This window comes from Fictibacillus sp. 7GRE50 (assembly GCF_015903875.1).
Classification (GTDB): Bacteria; Bacillota; Bacilli; order Bacillales; family Fictibacillaceae; genus Fictibacillus; species Fictibacillus phosphorivorans.
In genome coordinates, this window is record NZ_JACZDW010000003.1 from 347,104 (window position 1) to 371,457 (window position 24,354).

Genomic DNA, 24,354 nt, shown 5'->3' on the forward strand with positions numbered 1-24,354 from the left:
TTACTTCACTCCTCAATACTCATTAAACTGCTGCTGTACAATTTCTTGTAAGTTCGCAGATATTCCTTCCTCATTCAAACGAAAAGCGGAATGAAGAGCATTTACCGATTCAATCAGATCTGCTTTCTTAACCAGTACCCAGATCGTCGTATGCGAATCAGCAGATTGTAAGATTTGTATGTTCCTGCTAGATAATGATTCTACGATAGCTGCTGTAACCCCTGGCGTTCCTGCGATGCCCGCTCCCACTGCTGATACTTTAGCACAATCACGGTTCACTTCAGGTTCGTATCCAAGATCTTTTAATTTTGCTAAAGCCATATCCGTCTTGTCTTCCATGATCGTATATACGACACCTTTTGGACTGATGTTGATAAAGTCTACTGAAATTTGTTCTTGGGCCATGGCTTTGAACACTTTTGTATGAAGGTCATACTGACCATCGTTGGCATACACTTTAATTTGAGTAATGTTTGAAACATGTGCAATACCCGTGATGATCGATTCCTGAACGTCTTTACCAGCAGGTCCCTTTACGGCTGATGTAACAAGGGTTCCTGGAAGATCTGAATAGGTTGAACGAATTCTTAACGGGATCTTGGCTTGCATGGCGATCTCTACAGCACGTGGATGAATGACCTTTGCTCCTTGATAAGCCATGTTGCAGATTTCAGCATATGTTACGACGGATAGCGGTCTTGCATCTTTAACAAGTCTAGGGTCAGCAGTCATTACCCCTTCTACATCTGTAAAAATATCAATAAACTCAGCTTCTAAAGCAGCTCCTAATGCCGAAGCACTCGTGTCACTTCCACCTCTACCAAGTGTTGCGATATCTCCAGTTTTAGATTGGCCTTGAAAACCTGCAACAACTACTACTTGATGATGTTCAAGTTCTGACTTTATCCGATCTACTTTCATATCTATAATTCTAGCATTTGAGAAGTCATCATTGGTTCTAAAGCCTGCTTGTGGACCTGTTAAGGCTACAGATGAAAGACCTGTTGTATTTAACATTCCAGAGAATACAACTGATGAAATGATTTCTCCGCAAGACAACAAGAGGTCTTGTTCTCTGTTAGAAATCTTATTTTTATCCCCTACAAGGCTTAATAAAGTATCAGTAGCGTAAGGATCACCGAAACGTCCCATTGCTGAAACGACACAAACCACTTTATAGCCTTCTTCTACAGCATTTTTAATATGACGGATCGCTTCAACACGTCCTGTGTCATCTTTTAAAGAAGTTCCCCCAAATTTTTGAACGATTATCTTCATGAATGCACCTTCTTTATAAAATTAAAGCAGATCTAATTTGATTAAGCTCTCTGCGATTTGAACGGAGTTATATGCAGCACCTTTAAGTAAGTTATCTGATACTACCCACATGTGATAGGCGTTATCACGGTCTAAGTCTTTACGTATTCTGCCAACAAAAACATCAGGCAGACCTGCAGCTATTGCAGGCATAGGGTAGATCTGTTCTTCAGGCTGATCCTGAAGCGTGATGCCTGGAGATGTTTTTAATAGTTCTCTTATTTCTTGAACGGTAGGGTTGCCATTCTCAAATTCTGCATACAAAGATTCTGAGTGTCCTGTCTCAACAGGTAATCGCACGCACGTTGCTGCGATCTCTAGATTTTCTAAGTGCATAATCTTTTTTGTTTCGTTCATCATTTTCAACTCTTCAAATGTATAGCCGTTCTCTTCAAATTTATCAATTTGTGGAACCGCGTTGAAAGCGATCTGATAGTGCTTTTTGTCTGAAGCACAAGGCATGATGGAAGCCTCGAAAGATTCATCGTTTAGAATCGCTCTTGATTGTTCTTTTAATTCCTCAACTGCTTTTGCTCCTGCTCCTGAAACAGCTTGATAAGTAGAAACAATTACTTTTTTAAGGCCGAACCTTTCGTGAAGAGGCTGAAGAGCAACGACCATCTGTATGGTCGAACAGTTCGGATTTGCAATAATTCCATTATGTTTTAATAGATCTTGTTCGTTTACCTCTGGTACAACGAGTGGTACGTTCGGATCCATCCTGAATGCGCTCGTGTTGTCTACAACGATTGCTCCTCTTTTCACCGCTTCGTGTGCAAGAGCTTTTGAAACTGAACCTCCAGCAGAGAACAAAGCAAGATCTACACCTTCAAATGCTTCTGGTGTTGCTTCTTGAATTGTATGAGATTCTCCATTAAAGGAAATGACCTGTCCTGCTGAACGTTTACTTGCAAGAAGGGATAGTTTCTTTATTGGAAAATTTTTTTCACTTAACGTGTTTAACATCTGCTGGCCAACTGCGCCAGTTGCTCCTACTACAGCTACATGAAATGATTTTTGGCTCATACTTTATTAACTCCTTTATTGTTTAAGGTAAGCAATCTACAACAGAAGGAGAAACTCAAAGTTTTAGTTTCTCCTAGTTAATCCATATAATTTATCATATTTTATCATAAACTTTGAGGTTATGAACGGATTTTCTTCTGTTGTTTCAATCTATTACCCTAAATCTCTTACCCTAAGAACGGGCTGGAGCTGTTTCCCTTGTATGGCTAGCTCGATTGTTTCAATAAGGGTATCCATGTGAGCGACTAATGAATTTTGCTTTTTGACTGGATCATCTTGACTGAAGGGAATAAAATAGATGTTCTTTGTCGCCATCAACCTCATGATATTTACACCGTTCAATCCAAGACCATCGTTTGTCGATATTCCGAGAACAACCGGTTTTTGGTTACGAAGTGTTGCTTTTGCTCCCATTAATACAGGAGAATCTGTCATAGCATTAGCAAACTTGCTTATCGAATTTCCGGTCAACGGAGCAATAACCATACAATCTAGTGGTGTTTTCGGTCCAAATGGTTCAGCCTTTACGATGGAATCTACTGGATCATTTCCTGTGATCTGTTTAATCTTTTCCACCCATTCTCCTTCTTCTCCAAAACGTGTAGACGTGTGCCCTACGGTATGTGTAAAGAATGGAGAAACATTCGCCCCGAGCTCTACTAGCTTTTGAATCTGTGGAAATACGGCATCATACGTACAATGAGATCCTGTTAAACCAAAACCGATATGTTTACCTTTAAAATCCATTATAATTACCCCTTCCGCTTAAATTCATTGATTAAGAGCTGCGAAAGTACGTTTGCAACGATCTTACCCGCTGTTTTAGGTGCAACAATTCCTGGCAGTCCAGGTGCAAGAAGTGCTTTAATCCCTCGTTTTTCTGCATACCTAAAGTCAGTGCCTCCAGGCTTTGAAGCCAGATCAACAACTAATGTATGTGAAGGAAACTTTGAGATTACATCAGCATTAACAATCTGTGTAGGAATCGTGTTGATGCAAACATCCGTTTCATAGACCTCATTTTTCAGATCATCTAAATGAAACGGAATCATTCCCATCTCTGAGATCCTAGCCATATGTTCAGATTTTCTCGCTCCGACTTTTACGCGTGCCCCTAATGCTTGGAAAGTTCTTGCAACACTCATTCCTACACGTCCAAAACCTAGAACAACCGTATTAGATTGATGGATGGTTATATCTGTGTGTTGGATGACCATCATGATCGTTCCTTCAACAGTAGGAATGCTGTTATAGATCGCAACATCATCTCTTTCAAACAACTTCGTTAGTTTTCTGTTGCTGTTTGTTGTAATACCATCTAAATAAGAATTGCTGATTCCTGAAAATACTTGGCAGTGGTCTTTCGTCTTTTTAAGATGATCTTCTGTTAGAATCATTTTTTTATTAGAGAAAATGGTATCGATCTCCCCTTGCAGTCCTGTTCCACTCACAGGCAGAATGATACTGTCTAACTTTGAGAAATCTACTTCATCTATATTCATTTTTGAAGCCCCAGTGAATCCGTGATCAAGTTGGTCATAACCGATAAGTGTAAGTATCGCATCCAGTTCTGTTAGTTTCCGAATAACCTCTAACTGTCTCGCATCGCCGCCAAAAACTGCGATATGCAAATCCGTTAACATTCTTTCTCCCCTTTCTCCGTTGTTCCATTTCTTGCAGGGGATTGCTATCCACGCTCAACATCATATGAACACCCCGCCTATCTGGTGACAGAAAGACTTTCTGTACAACGGTAAAACTGATATTTAAAGTCATCATTTCAATACGCTAAGTAACACGATCATAAGTTTTCAATCAACATCATTATATTCACGAGCAACTCCTATGTTTGGGGCATTTTAGGAAACGTTTAGCCCATTTTTAAAGAGGTTTTTTGAAAACTCAAAAAACCCGGATGAACTCCGGGTTTTTTAAGAATAACTGTATGCTATTGAAGTCCTTTTGGAAGTTCTCCATTTGGACTCACTAGAGATGCTGAACATCCTTCACTAAAGATAGACTGAACCAACGTGTCCACATCGTCTTTGGACACTTTATCGATCGATTCGACCATATCATCAAGGGTACGATGATAACCTAAGATGAGCTCATGTTTTCCATTGCGGCTCATTCTGCTATTCGTGCTCTCAAGACTCAGCATCAAGTTTCCTTTTATCTGTTCTTTAGAGTTTTTCAGCTCTTTGTCAGTAATTCCGTTCTCTTTTAAATCATCAACTATATTTAAGACCGTATCATACAGCTCATCTAATTGATGTGGAGCTGTTCCTCCATAAATAGTAAAGATCCCATTATCCTGAAACGCTGAATGGTAAGAGAACACCGAATAAGCTAATCCCTTCTGCTCCCTTACTTCTTGAAACAAACGGCTAGACATGCTTGATCCAAAAATGTTATTGAGGATGATCAAACTGTAGCTGCGTTTATCTTTAAGAGAAAGTCCTGGAAAACCTAGACATAGATGTGCTTGTTCTGTTTCTTTCTTACGAGAAAGTTTCTCTGGATAGAAAACCGGCGTTTCAATTACTGGTTTAATAACTCCACTTGTTTTGTAGTCACCGAACCATTTTTCAACTTCCTTTATGAAAGATTCATCAACGTTTCCTGCGACAGAGATGACTACTTCTTCGGGAACGTAATGAGTATCCATATAATCTCGAAGTGTATTCCCCGTAAACGTGTTCAATGTTTCTTCCGTTCCTAATATAGGAAATCCGAGTTCGTGGTTTTGAAAGCTAGCACGGCTCAACATATCGTGAACAATATCATCTGGTGTATCTTCATACATTTTAATTTCTTCTAACACAACATTCTTTTCTTTTAATAACTCTCCTTCGTCAAAGGTTGAGTTAAAAAACATATCTGCTAGTACTTCAAGAGCATATGGTGAATGCGTATCAAGAACTTTTGCATAATAACATGTGTATTCTTTTGAAGTGAAAGCATTCACTTGTCCACCGATGCTATCAAAAGATTCTGCAATTTCTCGTGCTGTTCTTGTCTTTGTACCTTTGAAGAACATATGCTCCAGAAAATGCGAGATTCCGTTATTTTTTGTGTTTTCAAATCTGGAGCCTGTGCCGATCCATACACCGATCGCAACAGAGCGTACAGTTGGAATGTTTTCCAAAACAATTCGCACGCCGTTTGAGCATGTATATCTGTTAATCAAACTTGTTTCCCCCTAGCTGTCAGTTGTTCCACTAATCATAGGAACAATATACCATTATCATAACACGTACACAACTTTACTTGATTGTTTTAGGGACTAATCTCTTCTCATCCATCAAATCTGACACCGTTCCGATGCTGTATCCTTTTTCTTTTATTCCTTTAATTAATTTATCTAGACCTGCTGAAGATGATTCTGTTGGGTGCATTAAAATCATTGCACCAGGATGTACTTTGCTGAGAACTCTGCTTACCATTTCGTCAGGATTAGGTTTTCTCCAATCGATCGTATCAACCGTCCAAAGTATCGTTTTCATATCCATCTCTGAGGCGATCTGCACAACGTCGTTTCGAAAACTTCCACTTGGAGGCGCAAACCATTTTGGATGGATGTCTAGTGTTGCATGTATCACTTCGTTGGTCTGTTTAAGTTCCTCTGTAATCCGTGAATTGGTCATCTTTTTTAAATCCGGATGAGAGTAAGCGTGATTACCGATCTCATGTTTTTCTTCTGCAATCATTTTCGCGAGTGACGGATTCTTTTTCACCCAAGAGCCATCTAGAAAATACGTTGACTTCACATTATTCTTTTTCATCGTCTGAAGCATACCAGGCAGGTACTCATTACCCCACGCTACGTTTACTAACAGTGTAACCATAGGCTTTTCTGGATTACCTCTATAGATTGGAGATGCAGGAAGGTTTTCAAGATGAACACTTGGATTTATTTGCTTTATAACAAGTTTATTCTCATCAAATTTATTTGCTTTCTTCATCGCTTTAAAGGATGCTTCCATGTCAACAACAATGCCATTATAACCGGGAGTGGCTTTCCAGACTGGATCGATCTCTGCATTTTTAGGAGGACGATTTAGCTCCTTCGCTTTTTCTTTGATCTGCTGATAGATTGAATTAGACTCCATTTGTGAAACGGCTGTGCTCTGAGCCTTCAAACTTTCGATATAGGTGCTCGTAAATGGATTATGCAACGAAAACGCTATCGCAGTGATAACAAATACTACTAATGACCATTGAAGAATTTTATTTTTCACGTAAACTCCCTCCCTGTAATCAAGGTATGTATGTGTTGGACAGGTTAGAACGTTTATACGATTCTCGTAGGGAAGAGAGATTTAGTATGGATGAATTATCAAGTTTATATTCAAATCACATTGAAAAATAAACAAAAAAAAAGACTGACCAACCGGATACAGAGGTATCCGTTTTTGGTGCAGTCTTTTTACTTCCTATATTATACGTTTTGCTGCTGTTCGTTCTTTGCTTTTTCTTCTTTCAACACAACTTTGCGAGATAAGTTTACGCGACCTTGATTATCGATCTCCATAACTTTAACCATGATCTCGTCACCGAGCTTCACAACATCTTCAACTTTTCCTACACGTTCTTCAGCAAGTTCAGAGATATGAACGAGTCCATCTTTGCCGCTGAATAGTTCTACAAACGCACCAAACTTTTCAATACGTTTAACTTTACCCATGTAGTATTCTCCAACTTGAACTTCACGAACAATATCTTCAATGATCTTCTTCGCTTTTTTGTTCATAGATTCGTCAGTTGAAGCGATGAAGACTGTACCATCTTGCTCGATATCAATCTTAACACCCGTTTCTTCGATGATCTTATTGATGATTTTCCCGCTTGGCCCGATTACATCACGGATCTTATCTGGGTTGATCTTCATCGTTAAGATCTTAGGTGCATATTGAGAAAGTTGTGTACGAGATTCTGAAAGTGTAGCGAGCATAGACTTCAGAATGATCATACGTCCTTCTTTTGCTTGAGTTAAAGCTTCTTGAAGAATTTCACGGTTGATTCCTGAAATTTTAATATCCATTTGAAGAGCAGTGATACCGTTCGGAGTTCCTGCCACTTTAAAGTCCATATCTCCAAGATGATCTTCCATACCTTGAATATCTGTTAGAACCGTTACATCTTCACCGTCTGAGATCAGACCCATAGCGATACCAGCAACTGGAGCTTTGATCGGAACACCAGCATCCATCAATGCAAGCGTACTTGCACAAATACTTGCTTGCGATGTAGAACCATTTGACTCTAATACTTCTGAAACAAGACGGATCGTGTATGGAAACTCTTCTTCGTTCGGAATCACTTGCTCTAAAGCACGCTCACCTAGTGCACCATGTCCGATCTCACGTCTACCTGGTCCGCGCATAAATCCTGTCTCACCCACACTGAATGGAGGGAAGTTATATTGGTGCATGAATCGTTTTGATTCTTCTACACCTAGACCATCTAGAACTTGAACGTCGCCAAGAGCTCCTAACGTACAGATGCTGAGGGCTTGAGTTTGTCCACGTGTAAATAGACCTGAACCATGCGTTCTTGCTAAGATGCCGACTTTTGAAGAAAGTTGACGGATTTCATCTGTCTTCCTTCCATCCGGACGTACTTTCTCCTTAAGGATCAAGCGTCTCACTTCTTCTTTGATGAGTTTATGTAAAACCTCTTTAGCTTCGCTGGCTTTATCTTCATCTTCTTCGTAACGAGAAGCGACGTTTGCACTTACAGCGTCTAAAGCTTCTTGACGAGCATGCTTTTCAACAACTTTAACTGCTTCTTTCACATCGTTTCCAACAAATTCACGAACTTCTTGTTCCACATCTTTATCTAGCTCATGAAGAACGATCTCCATCTTTTCTTTACCGATTTCAGAAACAATCTCTTCTTGGAAAGCGATTAAGCGTTTGATCTCTTCGTGACCGAACATGATCGCTTCAAGCATAACTTCTTCAGAAACTTCTTCTGCACCAGCCTCAACCATGTTGATGGCATGTTTAGTACCTGCCACAATCAGTTGAATATCACTCTTTTCATTTTGTTCAACCGTTGGATTAATCACAAATTTGCCTTCGATTCGACCAACTGTTACTCCAGCGATCGGTCCTTCAAAAGGAATATCAGAAATAGACAACGCAAGTGATGACCCAATCATTGCAGCCATTTCTGAAGAACAGTTTTGATCCACACTCATTACTGTGCTGACAACTTGTACTTCGTTACGGAACCCATCTGCGAATAAAGGACGGATAGGGCGGTCGATCAAACGACTCGCTAATACCGCTTTTTCGCTTGGTCGTCCTTCACGTTTAATAAATCCACCTGGGATTTTACCTACTGCATATAAACGCTCTTCGTAGTTTACTGTCAGCGGAAAGAAGCTAAGATTTTTAGGCTGTTTTGATGCAACAGCTGTTGAAAGTACTGCAGTATCGCCATATCTGACCATTACAGCACCGTTCGCTTGTTTTGCTAATTCTCCAATTTCGAACGTAAGCGTTCTACCCGCCCAGTCCATTGTAAAAGTTCTTTTTTGTTGATCCATTTTACTTGGTACTCCTCTCAACACTTAGAAAAATCCTATCATATTATGGTTCTATTATATCCTAACGTAGTCCTTCCTAAAAAGAAAAACTCGAAAGAATTTACTCATACATACCAAGAATAACATGTTTAGTGCCGTTTATGGATGAATGCTTGCAATAAAAAAAGCGGGAAATATATCCCGCTTTGCTGGATTAACGACGTAATCCAAGTCTTCCGATCAATTCGCGGTAACGCGTGATGTCCTTGTTACGTAGGTACGTTAACAAGTTACGGCGCTTACCAACCATTTTCAATAGACCACGACGTGAGTGGTGATCTTTCTTGTGTGTACGCAAGTGATCATTCAACTCATTGATTTGTTCAGTAAGGATAGCGATTTGAACTTCTGGAGATCCAGTGTCCGTATCATGTACCTTATACTCGCTGATTAGTTCGTTCTTACGCTCTTGAGTAATAGCCATCCTTTTCACCTCCTTAATAATAGAAACACCAATTACCGAGCAAACGTCGGTGACTCGATTTGCCAAGCAATGGTTATATGCACATTAAAATGTACAGTTATTATCATAGACTTTTTATAGAATAAATGCAAGTTTTTTATTACAGGGACTGTATGATTTCAAATGTTCTGCTTTTATCAGCATGAAGCTGGGCAATAAGTTCGTCTATTCCGCTAAATTTCTTCTCATCACGAATTCTCTTCAACCAAGTGATTCGAACATCTTCCCCATATATCTCTTTGTTGAAATCGAAGATATGAACTTCGAGAGATGGTTTTTTTTGATCATCTTTAAATGTAGGTTTGTACCCTACGTTCGCCATCGCGAAATAACTCTTATTATCGATGATAACTTCTACTGCGTAAACTCCTACTTTTGGCAATGAATATTGATCGGTGTCTAAGTTCGCTGTTGGAAATCCTATCGTCCGACCACGTTTATCGCCATGTATCACTGTGCCGGTGAGTGTATACCTTCTACCAAGGTAAGGCTGAAGCTCATCGACTAGACCTTCTTTAAGATGGTTTCGAATCAATGTAGAGCTTATTTTTTGACCATCTTTTTCGATCTTTTCAATAACAGTCTGCCCAAATTGACCGTTAGATTCTTTCACTAAAGTTTCAACATTACCTTTTCCATACTTTCCATATGAAAAATCAAAACCGGTAACAACATGGATCACATTCAAACCAATCACATACTGATCAACAAACTCCTGCGTATCTAGACCCGCAAATACATGATCAAATTTTACAAGATAAAATCTTTCTACACCCATCTCCTCTAGAATCTTCTTTTTTTCTTCAAGAGGTGTGATGTATGTCCAATTATGATCACTCTTGCCTAACACGACAGACGGGTGCGGGTGAAAGCTCATAACAGCAGGAACAGCGTTGTTCTTCTTAGCAAGTTCTACTGCGGTGTTGATCACACGTTGGTGTCCTACATGAATTCCGTCAAAATAACCTAGAGCCAAAAAAGTTGGTGGAAGGTCATCTTGTTGAAAATGATGCGGATGACTTATAACAATCGTTTCCAAAAAACTCACCTACTAACTTCTTTCATTAATCAATGGCTAACACTTTAACCGGTTTTATTAAACCTGGTTTTGAAGGATGAAGCTCATATATGGCTAGACATTTTCCTTCTTCATTATAAACACCAAACGGACTTTGTACCAAATCTTTTGGTGCTTCAAGCACAGAACCATTTTTTATCTTGAACAACAGCTCTTCTGAAACTGTCCATTTAGGAAAGTGAGAGATTCCTTTTTCAAGTGGAACCAAGTAATCTTCTAATGGCATCTCTCCGCTTTCAAGCTGCTCAAATGTTACGCAGTCTTCAATAGAAAAAGGTCCTGATGCTGTTCTGATCAAAGATGACATGTGTGCAGGGTATCCAAGTCTCTCACCGATCTCAACAGCAAGCGTCCTCACGTATGTACCTTTAGAACATCGTACTCTAAATGAAAATACAGGTTGATCTTTACTTAAAACGTCACCATCGTCAATTAATTGGAGTTCATGGATGGTCACATTTCGTTTCGGGCGTTCAACAGTGAGTCCTTGTCTCGCATATTCATAAAGTTTCTTTCCGTTTACTTTAACAGCTGAATACATCGGAGGAACCTGTTCAATCTCTCCTTGTAAAGCCTTTAAAATGTCTTTTATATCAGAAAATGAGATATCTTTTTCTACTTGTTTCTCTAGTACTTTTTCACCGTGAGCATCTTCTGTTTCTGTAGAGTATCCTAAAGTGACTTCACCTATATATTCCTTACCATAGTCTGACATGTACTCTGCGACCTTCGTCGCTCTCCCTATACATATAGGAAGAACTCCTGTCACCTCAGGATCTAATGTACCTGTGTGACCAACTTTTTTCGTTGAAAAGATTCTTCGTATCTTTGCCACGCAATCATGTGATGTCATACCAGCAGGTTTTTTCAATGCCAAAATTCCTTGTCTTGCACTCATAAAAGCTTCTCCTTTGATCACATTATCTCTTTTTAATAAGCAAAAAATGGATAGACAAAATTAATTGCCTATCCATTTGCTATTATGGCTTCGGATGCTCTTCATTTTCTTCGTCTTCTTCATCCTCACGTTTGATATCAGACAAAAGACTTTCGATCTTGCTTCCATAATTTAGAGATTCATCAAATTTAAAAAAGATGTCTGGTGTTTTACGCATGCGGATGCGTTTTCCGATTTCTGTACGAATAAATCCTGTTGCTTTCGCTAAGCTTCGTAATGTTTGTTCCTTTTGATCGGCATCACCAAACACAGAAACATAAACAGTAGCCTGCTGTAAATCACCTGTTACATCTACCGCCGTAACGGTCACAAAACCTACGCGGGGGTCTTTGATTTTTCGGCCTATAATGTCACTAAGCTCTTTTTTCATCTGTTCCCCAATACGATTGGAACGGATTGTGCCCATTTTTACTACACCCCGTTTCTTGCCACTTGCGTTACAGCCACTCGATGTTTGAACGTGTAACTTCCAACTCAGTAATAGATGTAATAATCGCAAGTGCTCTTTGCAATTCTTTTTCTGCTATTATTTTGTCCGAAGAAACGGTAACCATACTTATCTCGGCGCGCTGCCACAAATCTTGATGATCTGTTTCGGATACAGCCACGTTTAATCGTTGACGCAGCCTGTTTACCGCTTTTTGAACAACTGAACGTTTATCTTTTAACGACTGTGCTTCATAGATGAAAAACTCAACCGTTAAGAACCCGATCATTTTACTTTAATTTCTTCCATGATATAAGCTTCAATGATGTCGCCCTCTTTAATATCATTGAACTTTTCTAACGTGATTCCACATTCGTATCCAGCAGATACTTCTTTAGCATCGTCTTTAAATCGTTTAAGTGCATCGATCTTACCTTCGTAAGATACTACGCCGTCACGAATCAAGCGAACTGTGGAATCTCTTGTGATCTTACCTTCCGTAACGTAACATCCAGCGATCGTACCCACTTTAGAAACTTTGAAAGTCGTACGAACTTCAACTTGCCCGATAACTTTTTCTTCGAATTCCGGATCAAGCATCCCTTTCATCGCTGATTCGATCTCTTCGATTACGTTGTAGATAATTCTATGCAGACGAACATCGACTTTTTCAGCGTCAGCCGTACGTTTCGCACCATTATCAGGACGAACGTTGAAACCAATCACGATTGCGTTTGAAGCAGAAGCAAGCATGATGTCATACTCGTTGATCGCTCCAACACCAGAGTGGATGATTTTAACTTTTACGCCTTCAACATCGATTTTTTGTAATGAACCTGCAAGTGCCTCAACAGAACCTTGAACATCACCTTTGATGATAACATTAATTTCTTTGATGTCACCTTCTTTAATTTGATTAAAGAGGTCATCAAGGTTTAGTTTAGAAGACTCTTTACGCTGTGCATCCTGCTGTTTTTTGAAGCGAGATTCACCAACTTGACGAGCTTTTTTCTCATCAGCGAAGACCATGAACTGATCTCCGGCTTGTGGAACATCATTCAATCCAGTAATTTCAACAGGTGTTGAAGGTCCTACCGTTTTAACTCTACGTCCAAGATCGTTCACCATCGCACGGACACGACCAAATGTGTGTCCAACTACGATTGGATCTCCAACGTTTAACGTACCTGATTGAACAAGAAGAGTTGCAACAGAACCACGGCCCTTATCAAGCTGTGCTTCAATCACAGTTCCAATTGCTGTACGGTTTGGATTTGCTTTTAATTCTTCAACTTCAGAAACAAGGTTGATCATTTCAAGCAGATCGTCAATTCCATCACCTTTAATCGCAGAAACGTTTACGAAGATCGTATCTCCACCCCAAGCTTCAGAAACAAGTCCGTGCTCAGTTAGTTCTTGCATAACACGATCTGGGTTAGCAGATTCTTTATCCATTTTGTTTACAGCAACGATGATTGGAACTTCTGCTGCTTTTGCGTGGTTGATCGCTTCTACTGTTTGAGGCATAACACCGTCATCAGCAGCTACAACAAGAATCGTGATATCCGTTACTTGAGCTCCACGAGCACGCATCGTTGTAAACGCAGCATGTCCAGGAGTATCTAGGAAAGTAATTTGTTTTCCGTTGTTCGTAATTTGATATGCACCGATATGTTGTGTGATTCCACCAGCTTCGCCTGCAGTCACCTTCGTGTTACGGATCGCATCAAGAAGCGTTGTTTTACCGTGGTCAACGTGACCCATAATCGTAACGACTGGCGGACGAACTTGAAGATCTTTTTCTTCATCTACGATTTCGTAGTTTTCGAATTCAGTCTCATCAACGATTATTTCTTCTTCTACTTCTACATCGTAGTCTGCTGCGATCAATTCAATCGCTTCTTTATCAAGCTCTTGATTGATCGTTGCCATGATTCCAAGACCCATTAACTTTTTAATAATCTCAGAAGTATCTTTGTTCAACTTTTTAGCAAGTTCACCAACTTGTAGTGAATCAGTAAACGTAATCTTACTTGGCGTTTCTAGTACTTTCTTTTGAGGAGCTTGTTGTTGCTGGTTTCCGCCGCCTCTGTTTTGCTTGTTGCGATTGTTGTTGTTCTTGTTGTTGTTGTTGTTTCTATTGTTGTTTTGGTTTCTGTTGTTGTTATTCTTGTTGTTTGAATTGCTGTTATTGCTCTTGTTTTGGTTGCTGTTAGTGCTTTTGTTCTGATTGCTGTTGCTAGTTTTGTTTTGATTGTTTTGGCTGTTAGTATTAGTGGACTTTGGTCCTTTAGCTTGTGACGAGTTATTGTTCTCTTTTTTTATTTTCATATTACTCTCTTTTTGAACTTCCTTTTTATTAGATTTGGTGTCATTACCAGGGTTGCTATTTTTCACATCTGATTTAGGGAGTTGATTTTGATTTGTTGATTTTGGTTGATCTTTGTTAGACTTTGGACGATATGCTTCATCCAATTTTTTAAGAGCTGCCTGATCAATCATAGACATATGATTCGCAACGTGGACATCCATCGTTTTAAGCTTTTCAATAATGTCTTTACTTTGAACATTTTTCTGTTTCGCATATTCATATACGCGGATTTTACTCATATGTTCACCCCCGAGTTAGTGATCAAGAAGTTCCTTTAATTTCTTAGAAAATCCTTGATCATTTACAGCAACTACAACTCGTTGCTCCTTACCGATAGCCCTGCCTAAAATATTGCGATCTTCAATCCAAGCTAGATCTATTTTATAGTAAAGGCACTTATCGGTAACTTTTTTCTTTGTATTATCAGAAGCATCTTTTGATAGCAGAACAATTTTAGCGTTTTGCTTTTGGATGCTTTTCACAACTAGTTCTTCGCCGGAAATGACTTTACCGGCTCGAGCTGCTATTCCAAGAAAGTTTGCCCAAGGAGTTGGTTTCAAGATGTATGACTTCCTTTTTCTAGCTGATCAAATAGATCAGCTGGAATCTTTGTTTTGAGATGTGACTCAAGAACCTTTTTCTTTTTTGCTTGTTCGATACAAGCTGGTTCATGACAAAGGTAGGCTCCTCTTCCGGATTTTTTCCCCGTCGTGTCGACAGAGACTTCTCCTTCTGGTGAGCGGACAATACGTGTTAATTCTTTTTTAGCCTTCATCTCTTGACAGGCTACGCATTTTCTCATCGGAATTTTACGTGTTTTCATTGTCTCCACCTCGTCTTTTCTTACTCTTCATCCTCATCAGTATCTTCAAAAAAATCACTGCGAGCGTTTGATGGATCATACACACCTGTTTCTATTGCTTCTGTTTCACTTTTAATATCAATCTTCCAACCTGTTAACTTTGCAGCTAGACGAGCATTTTGGCCTCGTTTACCAATCGCTAACGAAAGTTGATAGTCTGGAACGATAACCGTTGTCATCTTTTCTTCTTCATTCACTTGTACTTCTAGAACTTTAGCTGGGCTAAGTGAATTAGCTACATATACGACCGGATCTTCACTCCATCGAACGATATCGATCTTTTCACCGTTCAATTCGTTTACGATTGTTTGAACACGTGCACCTTTTTGTCCAACACAAGAACCAACCGGATCTACTTCTGGATCAGCAGCATGAACGGCAATCTTTGAACGGTCACCCGCTTCACGAGCGATCGATTTAATCTCAACCGTACCATCATAGATCTCTGGCACTTCAAGCTCGAATAAGCGTTTTAAAAGACCTGGGTGAGTTCTTGATACTAGTATTTGAGGACCTTTTGTCGTCTTTTCAACTTTAGTAATGTACACTTTGATGCGGTCGTTCGTGGTATGAGATTCCCCAGGCATCTGTTCAGCAGCAGGAAGAAGAGCCTCCACTCTGCCTAGGCTAACATACATATAACGGTGGTCTTGTCGTTGAACGATTCCCGTGATGATATCTTCTTCACGATCAATAAATTCTGAGAAGATGATCCCGCGCTCTGCTTCACGTACGCGCTGTGTAACTACTTGTTTAGCTGTTTGAGCAGCAATACGACCAAAATCTTTTGGTGTAACTTCTTCTTCTACGATATCTTCTAATTCATAGCCAGGGTTGATCGCTTGAGCTTCTGCCACTGAGATCTCTTGACGATCGTCCTCAACTTCTTCAACCACATTTTTTCTTGAAAAAACACGGATACTTCCTGTGTCTCTGTTAAAATCAACACGAACATTTTGCGCTTGATGAAAATTGCGCTTGTACGCAGAAATAAGGGCTGCTTCAATTGCTTCAATAATTACTTCTTTACTAATCCCTTTTTCCTTTTCTAACAATGTAAGTGCATCCAAAAGCTCGGTACTCATTTTTCTTCTCCCCTCTTCATTAAAAAACAACCGCAAGACGGGCGTTGGCCACTTTAGCATAAGGTAACTCTACCTTTTTCACTTGCGTTTTCACTCTAATCTCCATGAACAGCGTTTCACCGTCAAAGTCTTTTAAAAGTCCTTCATATACTTTTTCGCCGTTTAATGGCTCATAAAGTTTAATGTTTACATTTTTGCCGATAGCATTTTTTACATCTTCAGGCTTCTTTAGCGGTCTTTCAACACCTGGAGAAGATACTTCTAAAAAGTAGGGCTGTTCGATCGGATCAAGTTCATCTAATTTTTCACTTAATTGTTCACTGACAGTCCCGCATTCCTCAATATCAATCCCATCCGTGGAATCGATATATACACGGAGAAACCAGTTTTTACCCTCTTTAACAAATTCAACGTCAACAAGTTCAAGTCCTAGTTTTTCAACGATTGGGGTTACAAGCTCTGTTGTGAGCTCTGTAATCTTCTGACTCATTGCTGCCCTCCTTCTTACTGAATGACCTCAAAACGTAACGAAAGAGTGGGGAGCCCCACTCTTTCGCCGACAGTTATTCATTCAACAGTATTTCCAAAAATACTATACCATAACCAATAAAATACTGCAACTTATCTAGCCTTCAGAAAGCCCTTGTTAAAAGAGCGAAAGCTGGTTTGCATCAGGCATTCCTTCTAAACATCCTTGGTCATCTAAGTACTCAATAATGGTCTTAGATAACTTCGCACGCTGCTGAAGATCTTCCTTAGAAAGAAATTCACCTTGTTCTCTTGCTTTTACAATGTTTAATGCTGCATTTGTACCTAAGCCTGCGATTGAATTGAAAGGTGGTATTAATGTATCCCCTTCTACTAGGAAGTCTGTTGCGCTCGATCGATACAGATCGATCTTTTGGAATGATAGCCCTCTTTCACACATCTCAAGTGCGAGTTCTAGAACCGTTTGCAAGTTCTTCTCTTTTGTAGAAGCATCAAGACCTTTAGCTGAGATCTCTTCAATTTTTGTCTTTAACGCTTTGGATCCTCTGATCATAGACTCCACATCAAAATCATCCGCTCTTACGGTGAAATATGCCGCATAGAACCAAATTGGGTAGCGAACTTTAAAATATGCGATACGAACGGCCATCAACACGTATGCTGCAGCATGGGCTTTAGGGAACATGTACTTGATCTTCAAGCATGAACCAATATACCAATCAGGTACATCGTTCTTCTTCATCTCTTCGATCCACTCATCCGGCAGACCTTTTCCTTTACGTACACTTTCCATGATCTTAAATGCTAGTGATGGTTCAAGGCCTTTATAGATCAGATAGACCATTATATCATCGCGACATCCAATAACATCTTTTAGCACACAGGTACCGTTTGCGATCAGTTCGTTGGCATTGTTCAGCCATACGTCTGTACCATGAGAGAGTCCTGAAATCTGTACAAGTTCAGAAAAAGTACTTGGTTTTGTTTCTTCAAGCATCTGTCTTACGAACTTTGTTCCGAACTCTGGAATTCCTAGAGTGCCCGTTTTACACATGATCTGTTCTTCTGATACACCTAATACTTCTGGGCCTGAGAAGATTTTCATTACTTCTGGATCTGATGCAGGAATGGTCTTCGGATCAATACCGCTTAAATCTTGAAGCATCCGGATAACAGTTGGATCATCGTGCCCTAGTATATCAAGTTTCAATAAGTTATCGTGAATCGAGTGAAAATCAAAATGAGTCGTCTTCCATTCTGAACCACTATCGTCAGCTGGGAACTGAACAGGGCAAAAATCATAAATATCCATATAATCTGGAACAACAATGATTCCACCCGGATGCTGACCTGTAGTTCTCTTTACTCCTGTACATCCAGATACGAGGCGATCCACTTCTGCAGATCGAATCGTTAAGTTATTGTCTCCTGCGTATCCTTTTACATAACCGTAAGCCGTTTTTTCAGCTACCGTACCAATCGTACCTGCACGATACACATAATCTTCACCAAACAATTCTTTCGTGTAATTATGCGCTCTAGGCTGATATTCACCAGAGAAGTTCAAGTCGATATCCGGTACCTTATCTCCTTTAAATCCAAGGAACGTTTCAAACGGTATATCTTGTCCATCTTTTATATAAAGCACTTCGCATGTTGGACATTCTTTATCTGGAAGGTCATAACCGGATCCTACGGAACCATCATTAAAGAAATGGGATTCTTTACATTTCGGACAAACATAATGTGGAGGCAGTGGGTTCACTTCAGTAATCTCAGTCATTGTCGCAACAAACGACGAACCGACCGATCCACGCGATCCTACAAGATATCCATCGATCAAGGATTTCTTCACAAGTTTATGTGAGATCAAGTAAATAACCGCAAATCCGTGTCCGATAATACTCTTTAATTCTTTTTCCAGTCTCTTTTCAACTAACTCAGGAAGGTTCTCTCCATAGATGCTTTTAGCTCTGTTATAACTCATCGAGCGTACTTCGTCATCTGCGCCCTCAATCTTCGGAGTATATAGATCATCAGGGATCGGTTTGATCTCCTGTATCATGTCAGCGACCTGTCTCGTATTTTCACAAACTACTTTTTGTGCTTTTTCCTCACCTAAGAAAGAGAACAAGTCTAACATCTCATCCGTTGTTCTAAAATGAACATCTGGAAGAGTTTGTCTGTTTAGAGGGTTCGCTCCACCTTGAGAAGAGATCAAGATCTTTCGATAGATCGCATCTTCAGGGTTTAAATAATGAACGTTTCCTGTTGCGACAACCGGTTTGTTCAATTTCTCTCCAAGCTGAACGATATTAGAAAGGATCTCTCTTAAGTTCATCTCATCTGCGACTAATTCTCTTTCGATAAGATGATAATAGTTACTTGGCGGCTGAACTTCTAAGTAATCATAAAACTCCGCGATCTTTTCAACTTCTTCGATCGGTTTTTGCATCATACCTTCAAACACTTCACCTTTATCACAAGCTGAACCGACGAGTATACCTTCTCGAAGTTTACTTAATCGTGATCTAGGGATACGTGGTGTTCGATAAAAATAAGATAGATGTGACTCAGAAACGAGCTTGTATAAATTCTTTAGACCTTCTTGGGTTGCAGCTAAGAGCGTACAATGAAACGGTCTTGATCGCTGAAATCCACCTTGCCCCATGTTATCGTTCAAACGGTCGTGATAGAAGATTTCTTTTTCAAACGTCTCTTTTAACAGTTTCCATAGCAGATAACCGGTTGCTTCTGCATCATAGATGGCTCGGTGATGCTGAGTAAGTTCGATATCGAACCTTTTACAAAGCGTGTTCAATCTATGATTCTTTAATTGCGGCAGCAGAAATCTTGCCAATTCAAGTGTATCAATAACAGGATTCTTCGCTTCGCCTAATCCTATCTTTCGTAAACCTTCGTTCAAGAACCCCATGTCAAAGCTCGCGTTATGAGCTACTAGGATATCATCACCCATAAACGCATGAAAATCACGAAGCACTTCTTCGATCTCAGGTGCGTTCTCGACCATATCATCTGTAATTCCAGTTAATTCAATCGTTGTTTGAGATAGAGATTCATGAGGATTCGCGAACCTTTCAAAACGATCAATGATCTCTCCACCACGTATCTTCACAGCAGCGAGTTCAATGATTTTATTATAAACGGCTGATAAACCTGTCGTCTCAACGTCAAAGACAATGTATGTTTCATCCGTTAATTTTCTCGGCGCCTCGTTATATGCGATCGGTACACCATCATCTACAAGATTTGCTTCAAGTCCATACAGGATTTTGATTCCGTTTTTCTTTCCTGCATTATAAGCTTCTGGAAAGGACTGAACACCAGCATGATCAGTTATCGCGATAGCTGGATGACCCCATTTTTTCGCTTGTCCCACTAAAGAGGAGACAGAGGATATCGCGTCCATCTGACTCATTGGTGTGTGAAGGTGAAGCTCAACACGTTTGTTGTCTTCTTCCGCTAAATCTTTTCTGAATTCAGGTTTGATCTCATTAATATCGTTAGCGATCATGACCAGATCTCTTACAAACGTATCATTTTGTATTCCGCCTCGAACTTTTAACCACATTCCCTTTTGAATACCTTGTAGGATAGGGATATCTTCTTTGTCTCGAGAGAAAATTTTAATGAGTAGAGAATCCGTGTAATCGGTAATTTTAAACGTTAAAAGCGTACGTCCGCTTCTAAGCTCTCTCGTTTCGGAATGAAAGACGTAACCTTGAATCGTTATGCGTCTTTCTTCATCTTGAATCGTTTGAATCGGAACAGGATCATCCTTGATCGAATATCCGATCATAATATCTGTTCTTGCTGCAGGACCTTCAGATCGATTGGCAGCTTTTTCTTTTTCAACTAAAGCTTCCATTACTTTATTCTGATCTTCTTGTTTTCTCTGTTCGATAAACTTTTGAAAATCTTCTTCAGAGTGTTTAATCTCTGTTTTTACCATTACAGAATGGAAGCCAAACTGACTGTACATCTCTTTGATAACAGGAGATAGCTTTCTCTGCACCAATGCTTCTTCCGCATCATTTCTTACGGTCAGACACAAAAAATTTCCTTCGGCAATAGGATCTTGTGTAGAAAGCATGCTTCCTAGACTCGGTGCCGCTGTCTCTACTAACTTTTCTTTGCACAACGGCCAAAAACCAAGAAGCTCTTCTGCTTGAAAACTCTCCTTCGTTTGAATAGAAAAAGACACTGTAGCAATATGTTGAAAAGTTTGGCGAAGGCTGGCACTAAACCAAGCATAGCTGTCCGGCGTTAATGGGCGCAGGAGGCCAATAATAAAATGCCAGCTTCTATTTGCTTTATCTATCGTAAGTTTTTCGATCGTTCCTTCCGAAAAACCGGCTTTCATTTCAAGGGGCATACCTAGTTGTTCTAAAAGAAGCGATAGCCTTTCTTGTCTGATCTGCTGATCATTTCCGCTCATACGAACCTCCTTTTAAAGGGGTTTAATTATGTTTTCACATGACTAACCTACGTATTTTTTATACGTGTCTTTATTTATTATACTATAGCTATAAATCTTTCAGCCTCGAATATCATCATAAAGATTAGATCCTAATTCGTAAAGTACAAAGAGAAAGGCACCTCTTGAATGAGAGGCACCTCCTCTATTAGTTTTATAGATTAACACAAACTTCGCATTATTTCTTAAGATTATTCCACTCTTTTTTAATAAAATCGCTAAGTTCAGAAACTGGCACTTCGAAAGATTCTCCGCTCTTACGAATCTTCACTTCAACGATTCCTTCTGAAGCACGCTTGCCAACCATAACACGAATTGGCAATCCGATAAGGTCGCTATCCGTAAATTTCACACCAGCACGTTCAGGGCGGTCATCATATAAGCAATCAAAACCATCGTTCTTGATCTGAATATACAATTCATCTGAAAGTGCTGCTTGTTCGGCATTCTTACTATTGACAGCAATTAAATGAACATCGAACGGAGTTAGTGATAACGGCCAGATTAATCCTTTTTCGTCATTGTTTTCTTCTGCTACTGCAGCTAATGTACGAGAAACACCTATCCCGTAACAACCCATTGACATAATCTGATTCTTGCCATTTTCGTCCAAGTAAGAGGCTTTCATTGGCTCACTGTATACTTTACCAAGTTTGAACACATGACCGACTTCAATTCCTTTTGCAAAAACGATTGTTCCTTTACCATCAGGTGACAGATCACCTTCCACAACAAAACGAAGATCAGCTGTTTCATTAAACTCAAAATCTCTATTTGGATTAACATTCGTATAATGGTAGCCTGTTTCATTTGCGCCACAAACTGCGTTAACCATATAAGGGACTGTTTGATCTGCGATGATTTTAACGTCTTTTGACAAGTTGACCGGTCCGATAGATCCGTGTTCCGCGTTCAACCATTTTTTTGTTTCTTCCGCTGAAGCTAATTCTACTTCTTTAGCAGAAAGCACATTCTTAAGCTTGATCTCATTAACCTCATGATCTCCTCGGACTAACACTAAAACAGGTTGTTCGTCAGCGATATAAAGCAAAGATTTCATAACTTTTGATGGTGTAACCTTTAATAGCTCTGAAACTTCCTGAATTGTTTTTGCTTGTTTTGTTTCTACTTTCTCAAGCTCCATAAGTGTTTCAGATGAACGCTCTTCACGTATTACAACAGGAGCCATCTCGATGTTCGCTGCAAAATCTGAATCCGTTGAATACGCGATCAAATCTTCACCGATTTCTGATAAGACCATGAACTCATGATTATCTTTACCACCGATTGCGCCTGAGTCTGCTAAAACCGCTCGGAAGTTTAGTCCGCAGCGACTAAAGATAGCGGAGTAGGCATCTTTCATCGCTTCATACGTAGCATCAAGACTTTCTTGTTTATCATGGAAAGAGTATGCGTCTTTCATAATGAACTCTCTTCCGCGCAGCAGTCCGAAACGAGGACGCTTTTCATCCCTGAACTTCGTTTGAATTTGATATAAGTTAAGAGGAAGCTTCTTATATGATTTCACTTCGTCTCGAACGATGCTTGTAATCACTTCTTCATGTGTAGCTCCAAGAGCAAAATCACGCTCGTGTCGGTCCTTTAGTCTCATAAGTTCAGGACCATAGCTATACCATCGGCCACTTTCTTGCCAAAGTTCAGCAAGCTGCAGTGCGGGCATCATCATCTCTTGTGAACCAGCACGATTCATTTCTTCTCGTACAATATTCTCTACTTTATGAAGAACCTTTTTCCCCAAAGGTAGAAATGAGTAAATGCCGGCAGCATTCTGACGTATAAAGCCAGCTCTTAATAAGAGCTGGTGACTTTTTACGTCTGCATCTGCAGGAACTTCTCTTAATGTTGGCATAAACAATTGACTTTGTCTCATTATCTCTACTCCTCAAATCATCCCTGATTAACCAAGGAAAATTTTCTGTATATCATTCCATGTTACAACAAGCATCAATAGCATCAAAAAGGCAAATCCGATAAAATGAACCATTCCTTCTTTTTGTGGATCGATCGGTTTTCCTCTCAATGCTTCAACACCTAAGAATAAAAGGCGTCCTCCGTCAAGTGCCGGTAAAGGCAACAAGTTAAAGATTCCTAAGTTTACACTTAGTATAGCTGCCCACTGAAGTAGCATATAAACACCAGCTTTAGCAGCTTGATCTGTATATTCATAGATTCCAAGCGGCCCCGAAAGTTGGTCGATTCCATGCTGACCAGTAATAAGCTGTCCGAGACCCGTAAATATAGCTGTTGTCATAAACCATGTTTGTTTAGCTCCATATTCTAATGAACCAACAAAAGAGGATTCAGTATATGGATGTGCTCCAATAAATCCTTCGTTCTTATCATCAGCACCTTTGCGAGAGCCAAGCGTAACAGGAACCACTTTCTCTTCACCATCACGGTTTATCGTAAACATTAACTTTTCGCCAGGATTTTCTTGGATTACGGAAACTAACTCTTTCCAGTCGTCCATCTTTTCGCCCTGAACCGCAATAATTTTATCCCCTTTTACTAAACCGGCTTTCTCAGCGCCTGCTCCTTCTTGAAGGGTACCAAGCCTTGATTCATTTGTCGGTATACCTTGCATGAGTGAGAATACAACCAAGATCACAAAAGCAAGTAGAAAGTTCATAGCTGGACCAGCAAAGATAGCAAGTGTTCTCTGCATGATCGTCTTTGATCCAAACTGTCGATTATAAGGTGCGATTTGCATCTCTTGGTGATCTGCTACAAATAATGCATCTTCTTTAACTTTGTAAGTCGAAGATCCAGAGTCTTCATTTTCAAAACCTGTCAAATACAATTCGCGTTCTAGATCAGCTTTTTCAATGGTGATCGTCTTTTGAACCGGATACTTATCACGGTGATTTACAACGATCTTCTCCACTTCTTCTGCTTGGTTGAAGATCAAACCAACTCTGTGACCTGCCTTAAGTTCAATACCTTCTGGATCTTCTCCAGCCATGCGCACGAACCCTCCAAGTGGTAAAAGACGGATCGTATAGACCGTTTCCCCTTTCTTGAAGGCAAACACTTTTGGGCCGAATCCAATTGCAAACTCACGACACAAGATGCCTGCACGTTTTGCTAGCAATAGATGTCCGAGTTCATGAAAGAAAATTAAAGCACCTAAAATGATGATAATGGCTATCACAGTGTTCATTCCC

The 24,354-nt window shown here is 39.8% G+C and carries 20 protein-coding genes; all 20 read right to left on the reverse strand.

What is annotated here, in order from left to right:
- Positions 1-12 precede the first annotated feature (12 nt).
- Positions 13-1,278, reverse strand: coding sequence for an aspartate kinase (gene dapG, locus IHV12_RS12945; protein ID WP_197127763.1), 1,266 nt, complete (start codon positions 1,276-1,278; stop codon positions 13-15).
- A 21-nt stretch (positions 1,279-1,299) separates the two neighbouring features.
- Entirely contained in the window at positions 1,300-2,343 is a 1,044-nt protein-coding gene (gene asd, locus IHV12_RS12950; protein WP_197191129.1) for an aspartate-semialdehyde dehydrogenase, read from the reverse strand.
- 153 nt (positions 2,344-2,496) lie between these two features.
- The gene (gene dpaB / locus IHV12_RS12955; protein WP_197127761.1) at positions 2,497-3,090 is read right to left on the reverse strand and encodes a dipicolinate synthase subunit B; all 594 of its coding nucleotides are present in this window, start codon (positions 3,088-3,090) and stop codon (positions 2,497-2,499) included.
- Positions 3,091-3,095: 5 nt separating this feature from the next.
- Positions 3,096-3,986, reverse strand: a complete 891-nt coding sequence (dpaA, locus tag IHV12_RS12960; protein WP_197127760.1) for a dipicolinic acid synthetase subunit A — start codon at positions 3,984-3,986, stop codon at positions 3,096-3,098.
- Between the two features lie 305 nt (positions 3,987-4,291).
- The gene (locus IHV12_RS12965; RefSeq protein WP_197127759.1) at positions 4,292-5,533 is read right to left on the reverse strand and encodes a M16 family metallopeptidase; all 1,242 of its coding nucleotides are present in this window, start codon (positions 5,531-5,533) and stop codon (positions 4,292-4,294) included.
- A gap of 76 nt (positions 5,534-5,609) precedes the next feature.
- The gene (locus tag IHV12_RS12970) at positions 5,610-6,584 is read right to left on the reverse strand and encodes a polysaccharide deacetylase family protein (RefSeq protein ID WP_197191130.1); all 975 of its coding nucleotides are present in this window, start codon (positions 6,582-6,584) and stop codon (positions 5,610-5,612) included.
- 200 nt (positions 6,585-6,784) lie between these two features.
- Positions 6,785-8,899, reverse strand: a complete 2,115-nt coding sequence (gene pnp / locus IHV12_RS12975; protein ID WP_197127757.1) for a polyribonucleotide nucleotidyltransferase — start codon at positions 8,897-8,899, stop codon at positions 6,785-6,787.
- A gap of 193 nt (positions 8,900-9,092) precedes the next feature.
- On the reverse strand, positions 9,093-9,362 hold the full coding sequence (gene rpsO / locus IHV12_RS12980; RefSeq protein WP_066240919.1) for a 30S ribosomal protein S15: 270 nt from the start codon (positions 9,360-9,362) through the stop codon (positions 9,093-9,095).
- Between the two features lie 139 nt (positions 9,363-9,501).
- A complete protein-coding gene (gene ribF / locus IHV12_RS12985; RefSeq protein ID WP_197191131.1) occupies positions 9,502-10,440 on the reverse strand; it encodes a riboflavin biosynthesis protein RibF in 939 nt (312 codons plus the stop codon).
- Positions 10,441-10,465: 25 nt separating this feature from the next.
- Positions 10,466-11,377, reverse strand: a complete 912-nt coding sequence (truB, locus tag IHV12_RS12990) for a tRNA pseudouridine(55) synthase TruB (RefSeq protein ID WP_197191132.1) — start codon at positions 11,375-11,377, stop codon at positions 10,466-10,468.
- An 82-nt stretch (positions 11,378-11,459) separates the two neighbouring features.
- Positions 11,460-11,843 (reverse strand): 30S ribosome-binding factor RbfA, encoded by a 384-nt coding sequence (rbfA, locus tag IHV12_RS12995; RefSeq protein ID WP_066393771.1) that lies wholly within the window; start codon positions 11,841-11,843, stop codon positions 11,460-11,462.
- A 31-nt stretch (positions 11,844-11,874) separates the two neighbouring features.
- Positions 11,875-12,153, reverse strand: coding sequence for a DUF503 domain-containing protein (locus IHV12_RS13000; protein WP_144700710.1), 279 nt, complete (start codon positions 12,151-12,153; stop codon positions 11,875-11,877).
- Positions 12,150-14,474: a translation initiation factor IF-2 gene (infB, locus tag IHV12_RS13005; RefSeq protein WP_197191133.1), complete on the reverse strand. Its 2,325-nt coding sequence runs from the start codon at positions 14,472-14,474 to the stop codon at positions 12,150-12,152. The genes IHV12_RS13000 and infB overlap by 4 nt, the downstream gene beginning before the upstream one ends.
- Positions 14,475-14,489: 15 nt before the next feature.
- Entirely contained in the window at positions 14,490-14,795 is a 306-nt protein-coding gene (locus IHV12_RS13010) for a YlxQ family RNA-binding protein (RefSeq protein ID WP_197127752.1), read from the reverse strand.
- Positions 14,792-15,058 (reverse strand): RNase P modulator RnpM, encoded by a 267-nt coding sequence (gene rnpM / locus IHV12_RS13015; RefSeq protein WP_197191134.1) that lies wholly within the window; start codon positions 15,056-15,058, stop codon positions 14,792-14,794. The genes IHV12_RS13010 and rnpM overlap by 4 nt, the downstream gene beginning before the upstream one ends.
- Before the next feature lie 20 nt (positions 15,059-15,078).
- Positions 15,079-16,182 carry a transcription termination factor NusA gene (gene nusA / locus IHV12_RS13020; RefSeq protein ID WP_197191135.1) on the reverse strand — a complete coding sequence of 368 codons (1,104 nt, stop codon included), beginning with the start codon at positions 16,180-16,182 and terminating at the stop codon, positions 15,079-15,081.
- Between the two features lie 19 nt (positions 16,183-16,201).
- Positions 16,202-16,672 carry a ribosome maturation factor RimP gene (gene rimP, locus IHV12_RS13025; RefSeq protein WP_197127750.1) on the reverse strand — a complete coding sequence of 157 codons (471 nt, stop codon included), beginning with the start codon at positions 16,670-16,672 and terminating at the stop codon, positions 16,202-16,204.
- A gap of 156 nt (positions 16,673-16,828) precedes the next feature.
- On the reverse strand, positions 16,829-21,130 hold the full coding sequence (locus IHV12_RS13030; protein ID WP_197191136.1) for a PolC-type DNA polymerase III: 4,302 nt from the start codon (positions 21,128-21,130) through the stop codon (positions 16,829-16,831).
- Between the two features lie 217 nt (positions 21,131-21,347).
- The gene (locus IHV12_RS13035; RefSeq protein ID WP_197191137.1) at positions 21,348-23,060 is read right to left on the reverse strand and encodes a proline--tRNA ligase; all 1,713 of its coding nucleotides are present in this window, start codon (positions 23,058-23,060) and stop codon (positions 21,348-21,350) included.
- 27 nt (positions 23,061-23,087) lie between these two features.
- Positions 23,088-24,350, reverse strand: a complete 1,263-nt coding sequence (gene rseP, locus IHV12_RS13040; protein ID WP_197127747.1) for an RIP metalloprotease RseP — start codon at positions 24,348-24,350, stop codon at positions 23,088-23,090.
- Positions 24,351-24,354 lie beyond the last annotated feature (4 nt).